Below are 16,533 nucleotides of genomic sequence, written 5' to 3' on the forward strand. Positions count from 1 at the left end.
CTCCCTTGTTGTAAAAATCAGCAAGGGAGTTTGTCTGCAATCTGAATCGCCCGTTTCAGGCGATTTTCTGTCAACTTAGAAGGAGGTCAACGGCAGCCCCGGCACCCCGTTTAGATCAAGTGAGGCAAACTGCCGCTTTTGGTAGGAGACATATCCGGCAGCGGCAATCATCGCTGCATTGTCCGTACACAGCGAGATCGGAGGCACGATGAGTTCTACTCCCGCTTTTTGGCAGCCGTCGGCCAGCGCCCGGCGCAACCCGCTGTTAGCCGCCACGCCGCCGGCCAACAGCACTTGTTTGGCACCGTACGCGGTCGCCGCCCGTATCGTCTTTTCAACCAGAACTTCGATAACAGACTCTTGGAAACTGGCCGCCATGTCAGCCGGTTCCACTGTCTCCCCCCGCTGCTCTGCGTTGTGCAAGGCGTTCAGCACAGCCGACTTTAAGCCGCTGAAGCTGAAGTCGTACGAATCCGGCTCCAGCCAAGCCCGCGGCAGCGGTAAGCTTGCGTGTCCCGCGGCGGCCAACCGGTCGATATGCGGACCGCCCGGATACGGCAGATGGAGGGCCCGCGCCACCTTGTCATAAGCTTCCCCGGCGGCGTCGTCCCTGGTCTCTCCAAGAATGCGGTACTCACCGTGCCGCTCCATCAGGACCAACTCGGTATGTCCGCCGGACACGACCAGGGAGACGAGCGGAAACTCCATCTCCTTGACCAGCCGATTGGCGTATATATGGCCGGCGATGTGATGCACCCCGATCAGGGGAATGCCGCGGGCGAACGAGAGCGCTTTTGCCGCCGCCACGCCGACCAGCAGGGCGCCGACCAGGCCGGGACCGTAGGTGACGGCAATCGCCGAAATATCGTCCAGTGTCGTGCCGGCCGTTTCCAGAGCCTCATCAATCGTCAGCGTAATATTTTCCACGTGCCGGCGGGAGGCCACCTCCGGTACGACACCGCCAAACTTCTTGTGGATCTCCGCCTGGGAGGCGATGATGTTGGAAAGAATCGCCGTTCCGTCCTGCACGACCGCCGCAGATGTCTCGTCACAGCTCGTCTCTATGCCGAGGATCAAAGCCGGCTTCCCTGACTGCATATGCCGATGATAGGTTTCTTCTACGCGCTGTTCATAGCGCGACATTTTCGTTTTCGTTTTATTCACGAAGCTTCACCCACATAATCAATGCGTCTTCATTGTTGTCCGAATAATACCTTTTTCGCCGCCCGTGCTCCTTAAAACCCAGCTTGGCATACAAGTTTCGCGCAACCTGATTGGACGGGCGCACCTCCAGCGTCATCTGCGCGCCTCCCAGCATTTTTGCCAGGTCCATCATCTGCCGCATCAACTGTTCCCCGATTTTCTGACCGCGGCTGTCGGGATGAATCGCCACGTTGGTAATGTGCGCCTCATCCAGGATCAGCCACATGCCGCAGTAGCCGATGACGCGCCCGCCCCGGACGGCAACGACGTATTTGGCATTCTGGTTAATCGTCAGCTCGTTGACAAAGGCCTCAAGCGGCCACGGCGTGGGAAACGACAGGCGCTCCAGCTCAGCGACCGCCTCCACGTCCTCCAGCGTCATAAACCGAAACTCTACAACGTCATGTTCGTTCATGTCGAACAACCTCTTGCCTTCAGTTTGGCCTCAGCCTCGGCCAGCTGCAGATACTCGGGAACGAGTTGATGGACATTTTCCGCCTCCCCGATCTGCTTTGCCGCTAACCAGCCTATGCCGGCAGCCCGGGTATGGTTAATGAACGGCGGCGCAAATTGGGCCTGCTCGCCCAGCACTTCCGTGATCACACTGCGGTGGATCGACACGTCATCACCGAGAAACAAAACCGGGCCGTCCGCTGCAGCCTCGGCCGCTATCGGCAGCCAATCCCTCAGCAGGATGATCCGCTCCGGCAGCGCCTCACGAACAGTCATGTCGGTACCGGATCGGTAGCCGCCCGTGTAGACCTGCCCCCGCCTGGCGTCAAATAAAGGGACGATCATGCCGGAATACCCGCCTGCATTGGCTGCGACAGCCAGCAGACTGGAGACGCCGATCACGGGGATACCCAGTGACCAGGCCATAGTCTTGGCGGTTGCCACCCCGATCCGCACTCCTGTATAGGACCCCGGCCCGCGGGCGACCGCGATCCCGTCCAATTGATCGGGGCCGAGATCCAGGCTGTCCAACAATTGCGAGATGCTATCCATCAGGCGGACCGAGTGATTTTTATTCAGGTTGGTCGTCCACTCGCCAAGCACGCGCTCTTCCTCCACCACCGCCGTACTCAGGACGAGATTGGACGTATCAATTGCCAAAATGCGCATGCTTTCCGATCTCCTCGCACAATTCTTCATACCGCCTGCCCCTTGGCTCCAGGCGGCAGTGACGCGCCTGTCCATCACCGTTGGAGAGGGTGATAGTCAGACGCTCCTCCGGCAGCGCCGGCTCGATCAGGGAAGCCCACTCGACTACTGAGACGCCGTCCCCGTAGAAATACTCGTCCAGGCCAAGCTGATCTGCATCATTCTCCACACGGTAAACATCCATGTGGTACAGCGGCAAACGGCCGGCGTACTCCTTGATAATCGTAAAGGTGGGACTGTTCACCACTCCGGCGACCCCAAGTCCGCGGGCCAAGCCTTGTGTGAAGGTGGTTTTTCCCGCCCCGAGATCCCCCTCCAGGGCCAGCACATCTCCTGGCCGCAAATATTCCGCCAGCCGTCTTGCAAACTCCTGCGTTTCTTCTGTGCTTGCAAACGTCCAAACGTACGGATCGACCATACGTCACTTCCTCCTGTCCCCGCTATTCTTCCAAAGAGCGTTACGCAAAGTGGTTATACCCGCCTTTTTCAAGCGGCCTGGTCCCTTGCTGATCGGCAATCCATACGCCCGGAGCTCCCGACTCTACCCTGCCGATCCAAAACAGCGGCAGTCCACTGGCCAAAAACTGCTCCTTGATCGAAGAAGCCTCCCGGGCCGTCCCGACCAGCTGATAGTCTTCGCCGCCGAATAAGGCCCATGCCAGCGGATCTTGCCCGATGCTGGCCGCGTATGCCTCTACATCCCTGTCGAGCGGAATCTTGTCCCGCTCGATCAGCAGGCGGACTCCGCTTGCTTCGGCAATTTCCCACAGTTCGGAGGCAAGGCCGTCACTGACGTCGTTTAACGCTCCGGCATGGCCGCTGGCCACAAGCAGGCGGCCTGCCTTCACCTGGGCTTCGGGACGTTGATGAAGTGCCGCAAGCGCCTTCCACTCCTGGCTCACCTCAACACCATCAGCTTTGGCCTTGAGCAGCATAGCCAATCCCGCAGCGGACCCGCCTACCGGGCCGGTAACAAAAATCGCATCTCCCGGCCTGGCGCCGCTGCGAAGCAGCGCGTGCCCTGATTCTACTTCGCCGAAGACGGTAACAGACAAATAGAGTGCATCAGGCGCCGATACGGTGTCACCGCCTATAATCTGTACCCCGTACCGCTCGCAGGCTTCGTACATCCCGTCGTAAATCCGTCGGCACTCCGGAGGCGACCACCCGCTGGAGATGCCGATGGACACCAGAGCGTACCGGGGGATGCCTCCCATCGCGGCAATGTCGCTTACATTGCTCACAAGGGATTTATAGCCGATGTCTTCCGGCTGCATCGTTTCCCGCAGAAAATGGACGGTCTCGATCATCGTGTCGCAACAAGCAACGATCTGCATTCCGGGGGGCGGAGTAAAGACCGCGGCATCGTCACCGATTCCTACTGCCAGGCCGCCCTTTGCTTGCTGCGCCCCCCGTTTGGTCCACTCGCGAATGAGAGAGAATTCATCGTGTGACAGTGCCCCCGCCCCTTCCATTCCTTGATTTTCCCATTATAGCCGTTGCCTCTTCGGCAGTGCAAGGAAGCGGGCGGCTACAACCCCTCCAGGCGCAATTTTCCGCGGCAGCGCCCGCACACAAAGCGGGCCGGATCCACTTTGCGCTTTCGTTTATATGACATCCCGCAATCGCGGCAGATCAGCACGTACTTGTAAGGCAGGACTCTTTGCCCGCCGGACACCTGACTGCAGTAACGCGAACCGCCCACCTGCTGCAGAAGAGAGCGAAACGCTTTGTCACCGTGTCGATACCCTTGACCCGATAGATGCAGATGGTAATGGCACAGCTCGTGCTTGATGATCCCGATCAATTCTTCCATGCCGTGTTCCTGCAAGTGCCGGGGGTTTAGTTCGATGTCGTGGGAACGCAGGAGATAGCGGCCGCCAGTCGTTTTGAGCCGACTGTTGAACCGGGCCAGGTGGCGAAACGGTTTGTAGAAAAACTGCAGGGATATCTTTTCCACCAATTTTTGCAATTCCTGATCAGTCATCATGGCAATCCTTTCTGTCTGCCATAAGGCAAGCCTGCTCACCCGGAGCGGTTATTTTACCGGCGAACGGACAGGTACCGCCCCGTTTGCTTAGGCATACACTGCCTGTAAAGGTGAAACGCTACAGGAGGTGCCTTCATGCCGCAGTGGATGCGTAAACAACTGCAGCGGGCCTTCTACGGGAAGGACATCCGGCAGATACGTCTCCTCAACAGTTGTTGGTTTTTATATTTGGAAAAACACGGCGGCCGTCCCCTCGAATAGGACGGCCACGCCTTTCCACTACTGGCCGGGGTCGATCATCGTCAGCCCAACCCGCTGCCGCTGCTCATCGATGTCCACCACCCAAACATCGACGATGTCGCCAACGGTTACGACCTCCAGGGGATGTTTGACATAGCCTTTACGCAGCCGCGAGATGTGGACAAGCCCGTCGTTTTTGAGCCCGATGTCGACGAATGCACCGAAATCGACAACGTTGCGCACGGTTCCCTGCAGCTTCATCCCTTTGCTCAGATCGGCGAGCTTCAATACGTCTTTGTGCAGGAGCGGTTTGGGCAGTTCATCGCGCGGGTCGCGCCCCGGGCGAAGCAGACTGTCGACGATATCGCGCAGCGTCGGCTCGCCAATCCCCAACTGCTCCGCTGTGGCCGGAATATCAAGGGCCGACAAGCGCTCGCGGCAGGCCTCGCTGCCGATCTCGCCGACGGGCAGCTCCAGCATCTCCAACAGCCGGTTGGTCGCCTCATAGGACTCGGGATGGATCGGCGTCTTATCCAGCGGGTTCTTCCCATCCATCACCCGCAAAAAGCCAATGCACTGCTCATACGTCTTCGCCCCCAGCCGGGGGACTTTTTTCAATTGAGCCCGGTCGGTAAACTTGCCGATATCCTCGCGCTGCTTTACGATGTTAGCCGCCACCTGCTTGTTTATCCCCGACACGTACTGCAGCAGCGAGGGTGAGGCCGTATTGACGTCAACCCCGACGTGATTGACCGCCGACTGCACGACAAATTGCAGGCTTTCGGCCAGTCTTGATTGTGAAACATCGTGCTGATATTGGCCTACCCCGACCGATTTGGGATCGATTTTGACCAACTCCGCAAGCGGATCCTGCAGGCGGCGGGCGATTGAAATGGCGCTGCGCTCCGCGACGTCAAGCTCCGGAAACTCTTCCTTGGCGAGTGCCGATGCAGAATAGACCGATGCCCCCGCTTCGTTGACGATGATGTAGAAAATTTCCCTGTCAATTTCCTTCAGAACATCTGCCACGAACTGTTCCGTCTCGCGCGAAGCAGTCCCGTTGCCAATCGCCACGATCTCGACGCCGTACTTTGCGATGAGCTTTTTCACCACATCGCTCGCCTCCGCCACCTTATTCAGCGGGGGCGTCGGGTACACGACGGCGACGTGAAGCAGCTTGCCGGTCTCATCCACGACAGCCAACTTGCAGCCCGTCCGATAGGCCGGGTCGACTCCCAGGACGACCTTTCCTTTCAGGGGCGGCTGCAGCAGCAGGTTCCGCAGGTTTTCCGCGAAGATGTGGATAGCCCGCTCCTCGGCAGCTTCGGTCAGCTCTCCGCGCACTTCCCGCTCAATCGAAGGGGCGATCAAGCGCTTGTAACTGTCGTCCAAAGCGGTCTCCAAAAGCTCGCGAACCACCGTTTTACGGGTAATGAAGCGGCGGTGCAAGAAAGACCGGATCTCCTCGGTTGGCGCTTCAATGGATACCTTCAAAATGCCTTCTGCTTCCCCGCGGTTAAGAGCCAGAACGCGGTGCGGCACGATTTTCTTCACCGGCTCGCTGTAGGCGTAATACATCTGATAGACGTTTTTGCCGTCTGCTTCCGTCTCCTTCTGTTCGCTGCCAAGGATGCCTTTTTGATAGGTCGCCTGGCGGATCCACTTGCGAACCTCGGCATCGTCGGAAACGACTTCCGCAATGATGTCCATCGCTCCCTGGAGCGCTTCTTCTGTCGACTCTACGCCTTTTTCCGGATTCACGTACGGCTCGGCCATCGCTTCCGGCGTTCCGCTGGCCGGCAGTGTCAGCAGCAGCTCAGCAAGCGGTTCCAACCCTTTTTCTTTGGCCACTGTGGCCCTGGTTCTGCGTTTTTGTTTGTAAGGCCGATACAAATCTTCCAATTCCTGAAGTTTGGTTGCTTGCCGAATCGCTTGGGCGAGCTCTTCCGTCAGCTTCCCTTGTTCATCGATGAGGCGGAGCACCTCTTCCTTGCGTTCTGCCAGATTTCGCAGATAACGAAGCCGTTCTTCAATGGTGCGAATCTCGGTTTCGTCCAGCTGGCCTGTCATCTCCTTGCGATAACGGGCGATAAACGGAACCGTATTTCCTCCATCCAGCAGTGTGATCGTCTGCTCAACCTGGCGGGTTTTTACCCCGAGTTCTGCAGCGATGATGCCGGCCATCTGTTTGATCTCCATGAACTGTACATCCTCCCGTATTCAGCCAAAATCCATGTTTATTGTAACATAAAGCGGCACGGAAACCGGAATGGGGAACCTATGAAAACAGGGAAGCCTCTTTGTCTTCCGGCTTCCCCAGGTTATTTTTCAACCAGTGCGTTGGCGTCATGCCACAGCGCCTCCCGCAGCTTGGAAAGGGCCCTGCGCTGTAAGCGGGAAACGTGCATTTGTGAGATACCCAATAGATCACCGGCCTGCTTTTGGCTGAGATTGTCATAAAAAGTAAGATAGATGATTTCCTTTTCCCGCTCGCTGAGTACGTGCAGCGCCTTGGACAGGGTCAACTGACGCTCAACGCGGCCGTACTCTTCTTCCTCGCTGCCGATCAAATCGAGCAAAGTGACAGTACTGCCGTCGCTATCCGCTTCAATCTCGGTGTCGACAGACAAAGCGTGATAGTTTCGCGTCATCTCCATCGTCTCGAGAACTTCCTCTTCGCTCACGTTGATGTGACGGGCGATATCAACAATCTGGGGGGAACGTTGAAGTTCTACGGTAAGATGGTCAACCGCTTTCTTAACTTTCGGACCCAGCTCCTTGATCCGCCTGGGCACGTGTACGCTCCATGTCTTGTCGCGGATATACCGCTTGATCTCGCCAACGATGGTAGGGATGGCAAAGCTTTCAAAACTGCGGCCAAAAGACGGGTCGTAACGCTTGAATGCGGCCAAAAGGCCGATCATGCCGACCTGAACCAGATCCTCGAGCGGTTCATTGCCGTACGCAAACCGCGTTGCCAGTGACTCCACCATCCCTCTGTAGTTCTTCACGAGCTGCTGCTGGACCTCCTCGTCACCATCCTGCTGATACTGGGCGATGAGCTCGCAAACGTCCGCCTTATTGATTCCGATTGCTTGTGATTTCGTCGACACCTTTTGCCTCCCCATCCCGCACAAGATACTTCGTCATCGCCACGACAACCCCATGATTCTCACTGATTTCCACCTTATCCATCAAGCTGTGAATCAGGTAGAGACCAAGCCCCCCCTCAGTCAAATCAGCAATATCGCGATGTTTGTCGATCGGCCCAAGTTTTGCTTTCATTCCCTCCAGATCAAAACTGGAACCTTGGTCAGCGACGATGATCTCCAGACAATCTTGCCCTACCAGGCATTGAATCAGCACTTGGCCGATATGCTCTTCCCGGTACGCATGGCGAACGGCATTGGTGCAAGCCTCGGCAACAGCCAGCTTGATATCCTCAATCTCTTCGTAGGAAAAGCCAAGTCGATTGGCGACACCGGAAACCATCAGGCGGGCCACACCGATGTAGTCAGTCCGGGCAGGAAATGTCAGCTCAATCTTGTCGCCATTGCGTTTCTCATCCATTACGGTTCCTCCTTCGGATCAGCTGAATCTACGCCAAACTGCTTTTGCAAGGAAGCCTGATCCTGTTGTCCGGCCGCTGATTCCTCCAGAGGAGTCACTGGAATAATATCGATGAGGCCGGTAATCCGAAACAACCGTTCGATGCGGGGTGTAACATTCTGAATCGACAGCCTGCAGCCCGTCTGCTGGGACAGTTTCAACGCGCCGACGAATACGCCAAGACCCGTACTGTCCAGATACGAAACCTCTGCCAGATCAACCACCACGCTTTGATTGGCCGTCCGCTGAACCAACGGGACGAGCTGATCGAAGAGCTGGGGTGCCGTATGTGCATCCACTTCCCCTGCTACCAAAAGCTTGGTCCCATTCTGAATCGCTTTTGTCTGCATTGTTATGTTCATCGTCTTCCTTCCTTCCCTGCCAAGACTTTACACAACCCGGCGAATCACAATCATCGTGTGATCATCGGGCAATTCCAGATTGGACAGCAACAGAAGCTTTCGATAGAGATTATCAGCGATTTGCTGTGCCGAAGACCCGATCTCTGCCTGGATGAGATCGGCAATATTTTCCCGTTGCAAAAAACGGCCCCCTACCTTGCGCTCGGTTACGCCATCTGTCATCAGGATCAACAGATCTCCCGGCTCTATATCAATCTCAAACTCCTGGTAATCCACCTCGGGAGTGACGCCCAATACCAGCCCCCGGCTTTCCAAATCGTATAGACGCCTGCTGGAGGCACGGTACCAAAATCCCGGCTCGTGGCCGGCCACAGCGTAACGGAACCGATGCAGGCAGGTATCGTACATCCCGTAAAACATGGTGATAAACATCCCAGGCTCGATATTGCGCTCCACTACGCCATTGAGGTGGCTAAGCATCACAGCGGGGGTGATGCGCTGATCCAGAAAGCTGTCCATCGCGTACTTGATCATTGACATGCAAAGGGCGGCCGGAATACCCTTGCCAATAATATCTGCAAGCGCCACGCTAAATACTTGATCATTATGTTTGGAAAAATTGTAATAATCCCCGCTCATCTGCTTGGCCGGCACACTGATCAGCCCAATCTCAAGCTGATCAAACTGCGGAGAGGTGCGGGGAAGCAGCGTCTGCTGCATAGTGGCGGCCACTTCTATCTCCGACTGGAGCTGCTGCTGCCTGCTCCGCAAACTGCGGTACTCCCGAAAGGCTACCCCGTATTCAATCATAACTTCTGTCAATAACTGGAACGAATCCTTGACCAGTTCTGGCAGTTCCATCACCTCTGCCAGTGCCCGTACATGAAAGTCTACGATTTCTTCCGGTGCTACGTGATGTGCCCGAAGCCATTTGCTAAGCTGTTGGCCAAGGTACAACTGGTCTTCTCCCCGACCTCTTAGAAAGGCCTGTAAAATCTTCCTGTATTCGTCTTCCCATTCTTGCCGGGCCATCGAAAAAATTCTCCTTTCAATCGCTCCACTTTATCACCGTTACAACGGTCCCCCTGCCGGGGATGCTTTGAATGGAGAACTCGTCCATTAGCCGCTTGACAGCAGGCAGACCGGCGCCCAGCGCTCCCGAAGTAGTGTAACCATCTTCCATCGCCTTGCGAATATCTCCTATACCCGGCCCGTGGTCTTCAGCGACTATCCTAAGTCCTATGGCTTCGCCCTGCTTAATGGGGGTAATCGTGACCGATCCCTTTTCAGCGTAAAGAAAGATGTTTCGAGCCAGTTCAGAAATCGCCGTGGCAATCCTTGATTGAACAATGTTACCGAAGTGTAAATCTTTTGCAATATTTCGACCCGTCTGTCTGGCAAGGACGATGTCTTGCTCTGTATGTATCGGTATGCGATAAACCACGGCCATGACTGCGACTCCCTTCACCTGAAATCTTTCGTCCCCAGTGCCACGTGTCAAAATTTGTCTGATTTTCTGTTATTGTTTTATTCGCTATGGTAAGCTGCAAATCCTGCTTTTATGGTAACAAAAGTGACAAAAAGATAAACACACTAAAAAAGCTTCTATCGAAGCAATTCGAAGAAGCTGGTTCTTCTTTCATGGAACCCTTTGATGCCGATAGGTTAAGCTATGCCTTCCTATGCGGAAAAAACCACTTCACCTGTTCAGGTATGAGTGGTTTTCTACTGTTAGAAGTCGATTAATCCCAAACTTATCTGAAGCGAATCATTCACTCGTTCCATCATCTCATCGTCAAGATGTGTGATCTTATCCGTAAGGCGCTGCTTGTCAATGGTCCGAATCTGCTCCAACAGGATGACGGAGTCGCGATCAAACCCGTACAATTTCGAGTCGATTTCTACGTGTGTAGGTAACTTTGCCTTTTGGATCTGAGCGGTGATAGCAGCGACGATGACGGTCGGACTAAACCGATTGCCAATATCATTTTGAATGACTAATACAGGTCGAACTCCTCCCTGTTCAGAGCCGACGACAGGTGAAAGATCTGCAAAAAATACATCGCCACGTTTGACAATCACCAGCTACACCCCGCTAACTAAGCGGTCCAAGGTGTGGTCGGCTTCTTCCTCCGCCTCAAATGCTTCCGATGCCATCTTCAAGTTGATTTTGGCCATTTCAATGTAGCCCTTTTGCATCGTCTCGCGGATAAAGCGTTTTTTACGTTCTTTTAGATACAAACTCATCGCCTGGCGAATCAATTCGCTGCGATTGGATTTTTCTTTTTCCACTACGCCATCCACTTCCTGTAAAAGGTTCTGCGGCAAGCTGATCATTATGCGTTTCGTGTTTGTCTTCGACAAGACATACCCACCTCCAACCATGGCCATTACATCTGTCTAACTCTCGTACCCGCGATTCCGCCAGCAACAATACCATTATGTCGAACCGTATGCAAAAATATACATATTGTCGGTGTATCAGGTAAACTATTCGCGGTATTACGCGAAAATCCTGCTTGTCAAACGGTAAAGCATTTTAGCATATATTGACGATTGGATTTGCCACCTGAGCGATCCTTCCATCCCGCAGGTAAACGCGGGGCACGCGCCGGTTCAGCATGCAAGCCACCTCGTAGTTGATCGTACCCAGTTCGGCTGCCACCTCGTCAAGGCTGATCTCTTCATCTCCCTGTCTGCCGTAGAGGACAACCTCGTCGCCAACTTCTGCGTTTTTCTGTTCGATCTTGACCATCAACTGATCCATGCAGACTCTCCCGACAATCGGCACGCGGCTGCCGCGATGCAGTACATAACCTTTATTGGACAGCATTCGCGAGTATCCGTCAGCATAACCGACAGGCAGTGTGGCTATTTGCTCTCCTGCAGTCGCTGTGTAGGTCGCGCCATAGCTGACCGTATACGCTTCCTCGGGCATTTTCACATGAGCGATTTTGGTTTTTAGCGACAGCGCCGGGGTCAATGTCAAATCTTTGCGCTGTCTGAGATAAGGCGAAGGGTATAGTCCGTATAAACTTATGCCTAAGCGGATCATATCATACCCCCACTGCGGAAAGGCGATCGCTGCTGCGCTGTTGCAGCAGTGCACCTTGGGCAGTTGATATCCCCTTGCCTGTAACATTTGTAACATCGCTTGGAATTTCTCATGCTGCTGCATGACATGGGACGTATCCTCTTCGTCTGCGCAGGCAAAGTGCGTAAAAATGCCCGTCCAGCAAAACAACCGGCTTCCGCGGATCTCATCAACCAGCTCAACCAGTTCCGCTTCCGTCCGAACTCCAAGTCTGCCCATCCCGGTATCAACCTTGACATGCAGCCTCAGCGGTTCGTTCTGTTTCGCCTGTCCATGCAGCCTTTGCTTTACATCTTGCACCCACTCGCGCTGGGTGACGGTAAGCTCGATGTTCCACTTCAAGGCTTCTTCCGCTGCGCCGGGCGGCGTGTAACCCAGTACGAGAATGGGGGCGGTTATTCCTGCCCGGCGGAGTGCTATCGCTTCATCCAGCAAAGCAACTGCCAATGAACTCGCACCGCTGGCCAGCGCTTCTTGTCCAACTTGAAGAGCCCCGTGTCCATAACCGTCTGCCTTGACGACGGCCATGATCTCCGTCCGTTCGGGAATGCGGCGGCGAAAAGCCTGAACGTTTGCACGTATGGCATCCAGGTCGATTTCCGCCCACGTATTGCGACAATACTGCCTCATCACTATCGCCTCTTATTCTTTCGTTTGAATCGCAGCAGCTGTTCATTTAATTTTGCCAGGAAGTCGCGCGAGACCATCAGCGAATGCCGCTTCCCGTTTATCTTATAGAAGTGGCGCCCCTCGATTGCCTCCTCTACTTCGCTCAGGGGATACGCTGTCTCTTTGTTTCCAAGCGAGATGATCAGATGCGTCTTGGTCAGCGTATAGCGCGGGCGCAATACTGCTTTGTAAGCAAATGGAGCAAGACCTACGACGGCAATCGCAACACCTATGGCAATCACTTTAAATTGAACGCTTTGCGAATCAATAAAAATGGACGCAATCACGATGCAGAAAATAAAAACCAGCACTTCTACGATACGCATTTTAAAGTTTTTTCGTAAAAGTAAATCACCATAAGCAGATTCCGCTTGATATAAAACCTCTGCATCTTTTGGTTTCATTACTAGCCGTCACCTCTCGACATACATACGCGTATATTAGCGCTTTTTCGCATCTGCTGTCAATTCACAGATTTCCCCGGTTTCGCCTGTAAAGAAAAAGAGGAGGGAATCCCCGCCTCTTTTTCCAGCCTCATGTTATTTTCCGCTGACGCCGTATGTCGAACTGGCTACCCTGACCATTTCCTCCTCGGACAAATCACCGGTAAGCGTATACTCGACGCCATCCAGTTCCCAGGTGAGCAGCCGTCTTTGTTCGCTCGTGCTGGTCAAGACTCCAATGGTAAAGCCGAGATCCACCGGAAGCCCCTGTTCATAAGAGACCGTGGCAGCGTTAGGACGCGATTCCATCAGCTTGTAATTGGAAGAATCCCCCTGGTAATGCAGGACGACGACGGGTTCCCCGTTTTGTGTCAGCGATTCCGTACCGATTAGTTTGACTCCGTCGGGAACGTATTCTGGAATAATCACCCCAAATGGTCCCGAAGGTGTCTTCCCGGTCGTACCGTTCTGGGAAAGGGTGGGGATCGAACTGAGAGCCCCGGTCATGTTGCGGTCCTTGTCGAACGCATCCTTTTCAAAGGTGGGGTTAAAGGTAAAATTGCTGAAGGTAATTTCAACCACAGTATTCATGTTGGTATCCATAATTTCAGCCTTTGCCGGTTTAAAATCCTCACTCATCCAAATCTTTTGCTTCGTTAACGAACGGTTGCCGCTGTAATTGGCTTTTACCTCGAAGACGTACTGATTGCTTTCCATCTTCAATTGGCGCTCCGTGTCATCGACGATACTGCTCACGAGCGTTTCGTACAGGTAAAGCGGTCCGTTGTTTTCCGGCCAACCGCTCTGGAACCGGAAGCTTTTGTTCAAATGGGGGGTGAGAACAAAAACTCCCTCGTCATTCTTCAAGATGATCTGCGTAATGTTGCGCTGCTTGGAAGTGAGCGCGACCCGATAGTTTGACGGCTTTGAGTACCACACCTGAACGTCGTATTTCTGCGGGGTTGAACCTGTCTGCAGGGTTAAAACGGCGTCAGTTTTGTACCCGGTCATTTTTTCCATCGTATTGCTCAGGTCTCCGACGACATCTTCCGGTGATTTCTTACCGAAGCAGCCTGTCGTCAAAACGGAAAGTAGCAGCAGCAAAACCAACCAAATAGCTCCCCGTTTCATCCAATGAATTCCTCCTTGTCAGGTATTCGACAGAGGAAGGCAACCCTGTCTATTTCCAGGGAAATATGTCATCCGGGCGAATCTCACCATTTCATTGCACGAAAGTTGGGAAAATGACGGGATGGAAGAAAATGAGACAGTGATATCGCTGACAGTCGGACAAATACTCCCTTTGACATTCAGGTAGTCCCTCCTAATCTACGCGATATATATCTATGTCCCTCCTCGTCCCAATATGCAGACAAGTTACGCTTGTTCAAGAATGACTTGGGCGATGGCGTATGTATGTGAATGCGAAATGCTCAGGTGGCATACAGGCGTTTGCAGCTGCCCGTACCTTGCCGCCAGAATCTCTTGTTTAATCCGTAATAAAGGCGCTCCACTGTCTCCCCGCAGCACTTCCATATCCTGAAAGCCGACATGGGCGCCAATTCCCGTTCCAAGTGCTTTTGCGGCGGCTTCCTTGGCTGCAAAGCGGCCGGCGATGTATTCCCACGACCGGCGATCGCCTTTGGGCATAAGCTCCCGTTCCTTGTCGGTCAATACCCGCTGAACGAACTTTGAATTCCGCTGCAGCAATTCCGCGATCCGGTCGATTTCAATCAGATCGATTCCTATTCCCACTATCACTTGTCTCTCACCTCTTCTAAACCCATTATGACAAAATGAGCGGGAAAACACACATACCAATTGCGAGAAAAGTACCGGGAAAAGCTTGTGGCATGACTAACATTGATCATGGAGAAACGAGAAAAATGGGCTCACTCCGTTCGTGGCACGCCAACAAGGAAGCGGAGATGTCCGACTGGGCAGGCGTTGCCAAGGCCTGCGTTCGCTCCATTTTCCTCGTTCTCCCGAACCGTTTTCAAGGTAAAATACCTTAAAGGCCCTCGCCGTTTTGGTGGCGAGGGCCATTTGTAATCAGATTATTGATTGGCTTTGTTGGATTGGGCTGCTTTAGCAGCAGATTGCTGGTTTTGACGGCGTACCTGGGATACGTTCGTCTCGCTAGCAAATTCAGTAGCAGTAGCAGAAGCAGCGTTTTGAGCAGCACCTTGTTGTTGTGCATTAGCAGCAGATTGCTGGTTTTGACGACGTACCTCAGATACGTTCGTCTCACTGGAGAATTCGGTTGCTGCGTTGATACCGGCTTGGTTCATACCAGCTTGGTTACGTTTTGCCATGATGGTTCACCTCCTGTCGCGTCTGTACATAATGTGCTCAGTGACGCGAAGAGGTATCCACCCACTTTTTTACACGATATGATATCCCAATCAGTCCAATGCGGCCGTCCGCTGCAGTTTCTTATTGCTCCCCCTGCTTTGCATGACGATACCCAAACAGACGACCAGTATTCCCACAGACGAGACAAGCGAAGGAAGCGGGCTGTGAAGCAGCACGACCTCCCCGATGAGCGTGAAAATCACTTCTGTTGCTTGCGTCGACTCAACCATCGCCAACACATTTTGGTTATTGCCAGCCAGGTCTGTAGCAAAGAAAAACAGGGTAGTCGCAATCAGTCCGGAACAGACGGCAACAAGCAGAGATTGCACAAGCTGTGAGGAGGTGGGCAAGCCGCTCTCGGCATAGCCGTAGACCGAAAGCAGTATCCAACAGGGGAGGCTCCCGATGCACATCCCTAATATTCTGGAAAACGGGTCCAATTCACCCTGTATATGGCTCATCATCTTTCGATTTCCGAGCGGATAAGCAATGGCTGCCAGCAGCAGCGGAATCACTGTCAGAGCTGCAGCCTTGATGGATACGGCCTGAATCTGGTCGAACTGGATAATCATCACACCGCATACGATCAAGGCGGACCAGGCGACCCTGCTCCAGGGAATTTTCTCTCCAAACACCGGTGCCATCAGCGGCCCGAAGATGATCGTAAGCTGAAACGTACTGGCAATCAGCCAGCCCGGCCCATTTTCACCGGCAAAACAAATTCCGGCGTAAAAAATGCCAAAACCGACTGTTCCCCAAATGAACCAAACCGCGAACCTGCGCCGCAAATCGGCAAACAACTTTCTTGTACTGCCCTTTACAGCCACGACGGCGAGCAGCAATGGTATCATAAATAAAAAACGCAGGGAGGCACTCCAGGCAAAGGAGCCGCCTTCCAGGCTCATCGAACGGTTTAAAATGAAGGTGGCCGAGAAAAATAAAGCTGCGATAATACCAATCAAGACTGATCTCAATTCAAATCCGCCTTTCCGACGTGCAAGCAAAGTGTGCAACCAAGCAGGAAATAATGGAACGTTCCACGAAAAGACAGTGAGAAGGAGTGATACCAACATGGCTGTAAAACTGATTATTTATACCCAACCGACCTGCGGCCCCTGCCAAGAAGAAAAGATGTGGCTGACACAGCAGGGAATTTCCTTTGAAGATCGAAATATCCGTGAAAATACAGCGTATTTCAACGAAGCGATCGATCTGGGAGCCAATGCAACCCCTGTCACCCTGATTGAAAAGGAAAACGGCGAGCGAAGCGTCATTCACGGGTTTGACAAAGAATCACTCAAACGGGAACTGGGGCTGTAAAGCTGACCAGCAGGAAAATGAAAGGTGAAGCTAGCGCTTCACCTCAGATTGCAGACAAACTCCCTTGCTGATTTTTACAACAAGGGA

The 16,533-nt window shown here is 53.6% G+C and carries 22 protein-coding genes; 2 read left to right on the forward strand and 20 right to left on the reverse strand.

Annotated features, from left to right (window positions below; translation table 11 throughout):
* Window positions 1–75 precede the first annotated feature (75 nt).
* The 6 genes from tsaD to ACI7RC_RS26845 form a co-directional block, all read right to left on the reverse strand.
* On the reverse strand, window positions 76–1,143 hold the full coding sequence (gene tsaD, locus ACI7RC_RS26820; RefSeq protein ID WP_408111244.1) for a tRNA (adenosine(37)-N6)-threonylcarbamoyltransferase complex transferase subunit TsaD: 1,068 nt from the start codon (window positions 1,141–1,143) through the stop codon (window positions 76–78).
* A 13-nt stretch (window positions 1,144–1,156) separates the two neighbouring features.
* Complete coding sequence (gene rimI, locus ACI7RC_RS26825) at window positions 1,157–1,618, reverse strand: ribosomal protein S18-alanine N-acetyltransferase (protein ID WP_408111228.1); 462 nt, start codon at window positions 1,616–1,618, stop codon at window positions 1,157–1,159.
* Window positions 1,615–2,325, reverse strand: coding sequence for a tRNA (adenosine(37)-N6)-threonylcarbamoyltransferase complex dimerization subunit type 1 TsaB (gene tsaB / locus ACI7RC_RS26830; protein WP_408111229.1), 711 nt, complete (start codon window positions 2,323–2,325; stop codon window positions 1,615–1,617). The genes rimI and tsaB overlap by 4 nt, the downstream gene beginning before the upstream one ends.
* Window positions 2,306–2,782 (reverse strand): tRNA (adenosine(37)-N6)-threonylcarbamoyltransferase complex ATPase subunit type 1 TsaE, encoded by a 477-nt coding sequence (tsaE, locus tag ACI7RC_RS26835; protein WP_408111230.1) that lies wholly within the window; start codon window positions 2,780–2,782, stop codon window positions 2,306–2,308. The genes tsaB and tsaE overlap by 20 nt, the downstream gene beginning before the upstream one ends.
* A gap of 40 nt (window positions 2,783–2,822) precedes the next feature.
* The gene (gene thiL, locus ACI7RC_RS26840) at window positions 2,823–3,821 is read right to left on the reverse strand and encodes a thiamine-phosphate kinase (RefSeq protein ID WP_408111245.1); all 999 of its coding nucleotides are present in this window, start codon (window positions 3,819–3,821) and stop codon (window positions 2,823–2,825) included.
* A gap of 74 nt (window positions 3,822–3,895) precedes the next feature.
* Window positions 3,896–4,351 carry a SprT family protein gene (locus ACI7RC_RS26845; RefSeq protein WP_408111246.1) on the reverse strand — a complete coding sequence of 152 codons (456 nt, stop codon included), beginning with the start codon at window positions 4,349–4,351 and terminating at the stop codon, window positions 3,896–3,898.
* Window positions 4,352–4,489: 138 nt separating this feature from the next.
* Here ACI7RC_RS26845 and cmpA point away from each other — a divergent pair, with 138 nt between their 5' ends.
* The gene (cmpA, locus tag ACI7RC_RS26850; protein ID WP_019123956.1) at window positions 4,490–4,615 is read left to right on the forward strand and encodes a cortex morphogenetic protein CmpA; all 126 of its coding nucleotides are present in this window, start codon (window positions 4,490–4,492) and stop codon (window positions 4,613–4,615) included.
* Between the two features lie 18 nt (window positions 4,616–4,633).
* On the opposite strand, the gene ACI7RC_RS26855 is transcribed toward cmpA, so the two are convergent.
* From ACI7RC_RS26855 to ACI7RC_RS26920, 14 genes are all read right to left on the reverse strand, one after another.
* The gene (locus tag ACI7RC_RS26855) at window positions 4,634–6,793 is read right to left on the reverse strand and encodes a Tex family protein (protein ID WP_408111231.1); all 2,160 of its coding nucleotides are present in this window, start codon (window positions 6,791–6,793) and stop codon (window positions 4,634–4,636) included.
* 122 nt (window positions 6,794–6,915) lie between these two features.
* Window positions 6,916–7,707 (reverse strand): RNA polymerase sigma factor SigB, encoded by a 792-nt coding sequence (gene sigB / locus ACI7RC_RS26860; protein WP_408111232.1) that lies wholly within the window; start codon window positions 7,705–7,707, stop codon window positions 6,916–6,918.
* Window positions 7,673–8,164 carry an anti-sigma B factor RsbW gene (rsbW, locus tag ACI7RC_RS26865; RefSeq protein ID WP_408111233.1) on the reverse strand — a complete coding sequence of 164 codons (492 nt, stop codon included), beginning with the start codon at window positions 8,162–8,164 and terminating at the stop codon, window positions 7,673–7,675. The genes sigB and rsbW overlap by 35 nt, the downstream gene beginning before the upstream one ends.
* Window positions 8,164–8,565: an anti-sigma factor antagonist gene (locus ACI7RC_RS26870; protein ID WP_408111234.1), complete on the reverse strand. Its 402-nt coding sequence runs from the start codon at window positions 8,563–8,565 to the stop codon at window positions 8,164–8,166. Before ACI7RC_RS26870 ends, rsbW begins: the two co-directional genes overlap by 1 nt.
* Window positions 8,566–8,592: 27 nt before the next feature.
* Window positions 8,593–9,597: a PP2C family protein-serine/threonine phosphatase gene (locus ACI7RC_RS26875; protein ID WP_408111235.1), complete on the reverse strand. Its 1,005-nt coding sequence runs from the start codon at window positions 9,595–9,597 to the stop codon at window positions 8,593–8,595.
* A 16-nt stretch (window positions 9,598–9,613) separates the two neighbouring features.
* Window positions 9,614–10,015, reverse strand: a complete 402-nt coding sequence (locus tag ACI7RC_RS26880; RefSeq protein ID WP_408111236.1) for an anti-sigma regulatory factor — start codon at window positions 10,013–10,015, stop codon at window positions 9,614–9,616.
* Window positions 10,016–10,296: 281 nt separating this feature from the next.
* On the reverse strand, window positions 10,297–10,647 hold the full coding sequence (locus ACI7RC_RS26885) for a type II toxin-antitoxin system PemK/MazF family toxin (protein WP_019123949.1): 351 nt from the start codon (window positions 10,645–10,647) through the stop codon (window positions 10,297–10,299).
* Between the two features lie 3 nt (window positions 10,648–10,650).
* Complete coding sequence (locus ACI7RC_RS26890; protein ID WP_026074660.1) at window positions 10,651–10,950, reverse strand: CopG family ribbon-helix-helix protein; 300 nt, start codon at window positions 10,948–10,950, stop codon at window positions 10,651–10,653.
* 154 nt (window positions 10,951–11,104) lie between these two features.
* A complete protein-coding gene (alr, locus tag ACI7RC_RS26895) occupies window positions 11,105–12,289 on the reverse strand; it encodes an alanine racemase (protein WP_408111237.1) in 1,185 nt (394 codons plus the stop codon).
* A gap of 2 nt (window positions 12,290–12,291) precedes the next feature.
* Complete coding sequence (locus ACI7RC_RS26900) at window positions 12,292–12,732, reverse strand: hypothetical protein (protein ID WP_408111238.1); 441 nt, start codon at window positions 12,730–12,732, stop codon at window positions 12,292–12,294.
* A gap of 135 nt (window positions 12,733–12,867) precedes the next feature.
* Window positions 12,868–13,902 carry a DUF4367 domain-containing protein gene (locus ACI7RC_RS26905; protein WP_408111239.1) on the reverse strand — a complete coding sequence of 345 codons (1,035 nt, stop codon included), beginning with the start codon at window positions 13,900–13,902 and terminating at the stop codon, window positions 12,868–12,870.
* A 246-nt stretch (window positions 13,903–14,148) separates the two neighbouring features.
* A complete protein-coding gene (gene acpS, locus ACI7RC_RS26910) occupies window positions 14,149–14,532 on the reverse strand; it encodes a holo-ACP synthase (RefSeq protein ID WP_408111240.1) in 384 nt (127 codons plus the stop codon).
* 296 nt (window positions 14,533–14,828) lie between these two features.
* Window positions 14,829–15,086: a gamma-type small acid-soluble spore protein gene (locus tag ACI7RC_RS26915; protein ID WP_408111241.1), complete on the reverse strand. Its 258-nt coding sequence runs from the start codon at window positions 15,084–15,086 to the stop codon at window positions 14,829–14,831.
* Between the two features lie 90 nt (window positions 15,087–15,176).
* Window positions 15,177–16,100, reverse strand: coding sequence for a DMT family transporter (locus ACI7RC_RS26920; RefSeq protein WP_408111242.1), 924 nt, complete (start codon window positions 16,098–16,100; stop codon window positions 15,177–15,179).
* 97 nt (window positions 16,101–16,197) lie between these two features.
* Here ACI7RC_RS26920 and ACI7RC_RS26925 point away from each other — a divergent pair, with 97 nt between their 5' ends.
* The gene (locus ACI7RC_RS26925) at window positions 16,198–16,446 is read left to right on the forward strand and encodes a glutaredoxin family protein (protein ID WP_408111243.1); all 249 of its coding nucleotides are present in this window, start codon (window positions 16,198–16,200) and stop codon (window positions 16,444–16,446) included.
* Window positions 16,447–16,533 lie beyond the last annotated feature (87 nt).

The organism is Brevibacillus sp. B_LB10_24 (genome assembly GCF_046036945.1).
In the GTDB taxonomy this organism is placed as follows: Bacteria; Bacillota; Bacilli; order Brevibacillales; family Brevibacillaceae; genus Brevibacillus_C.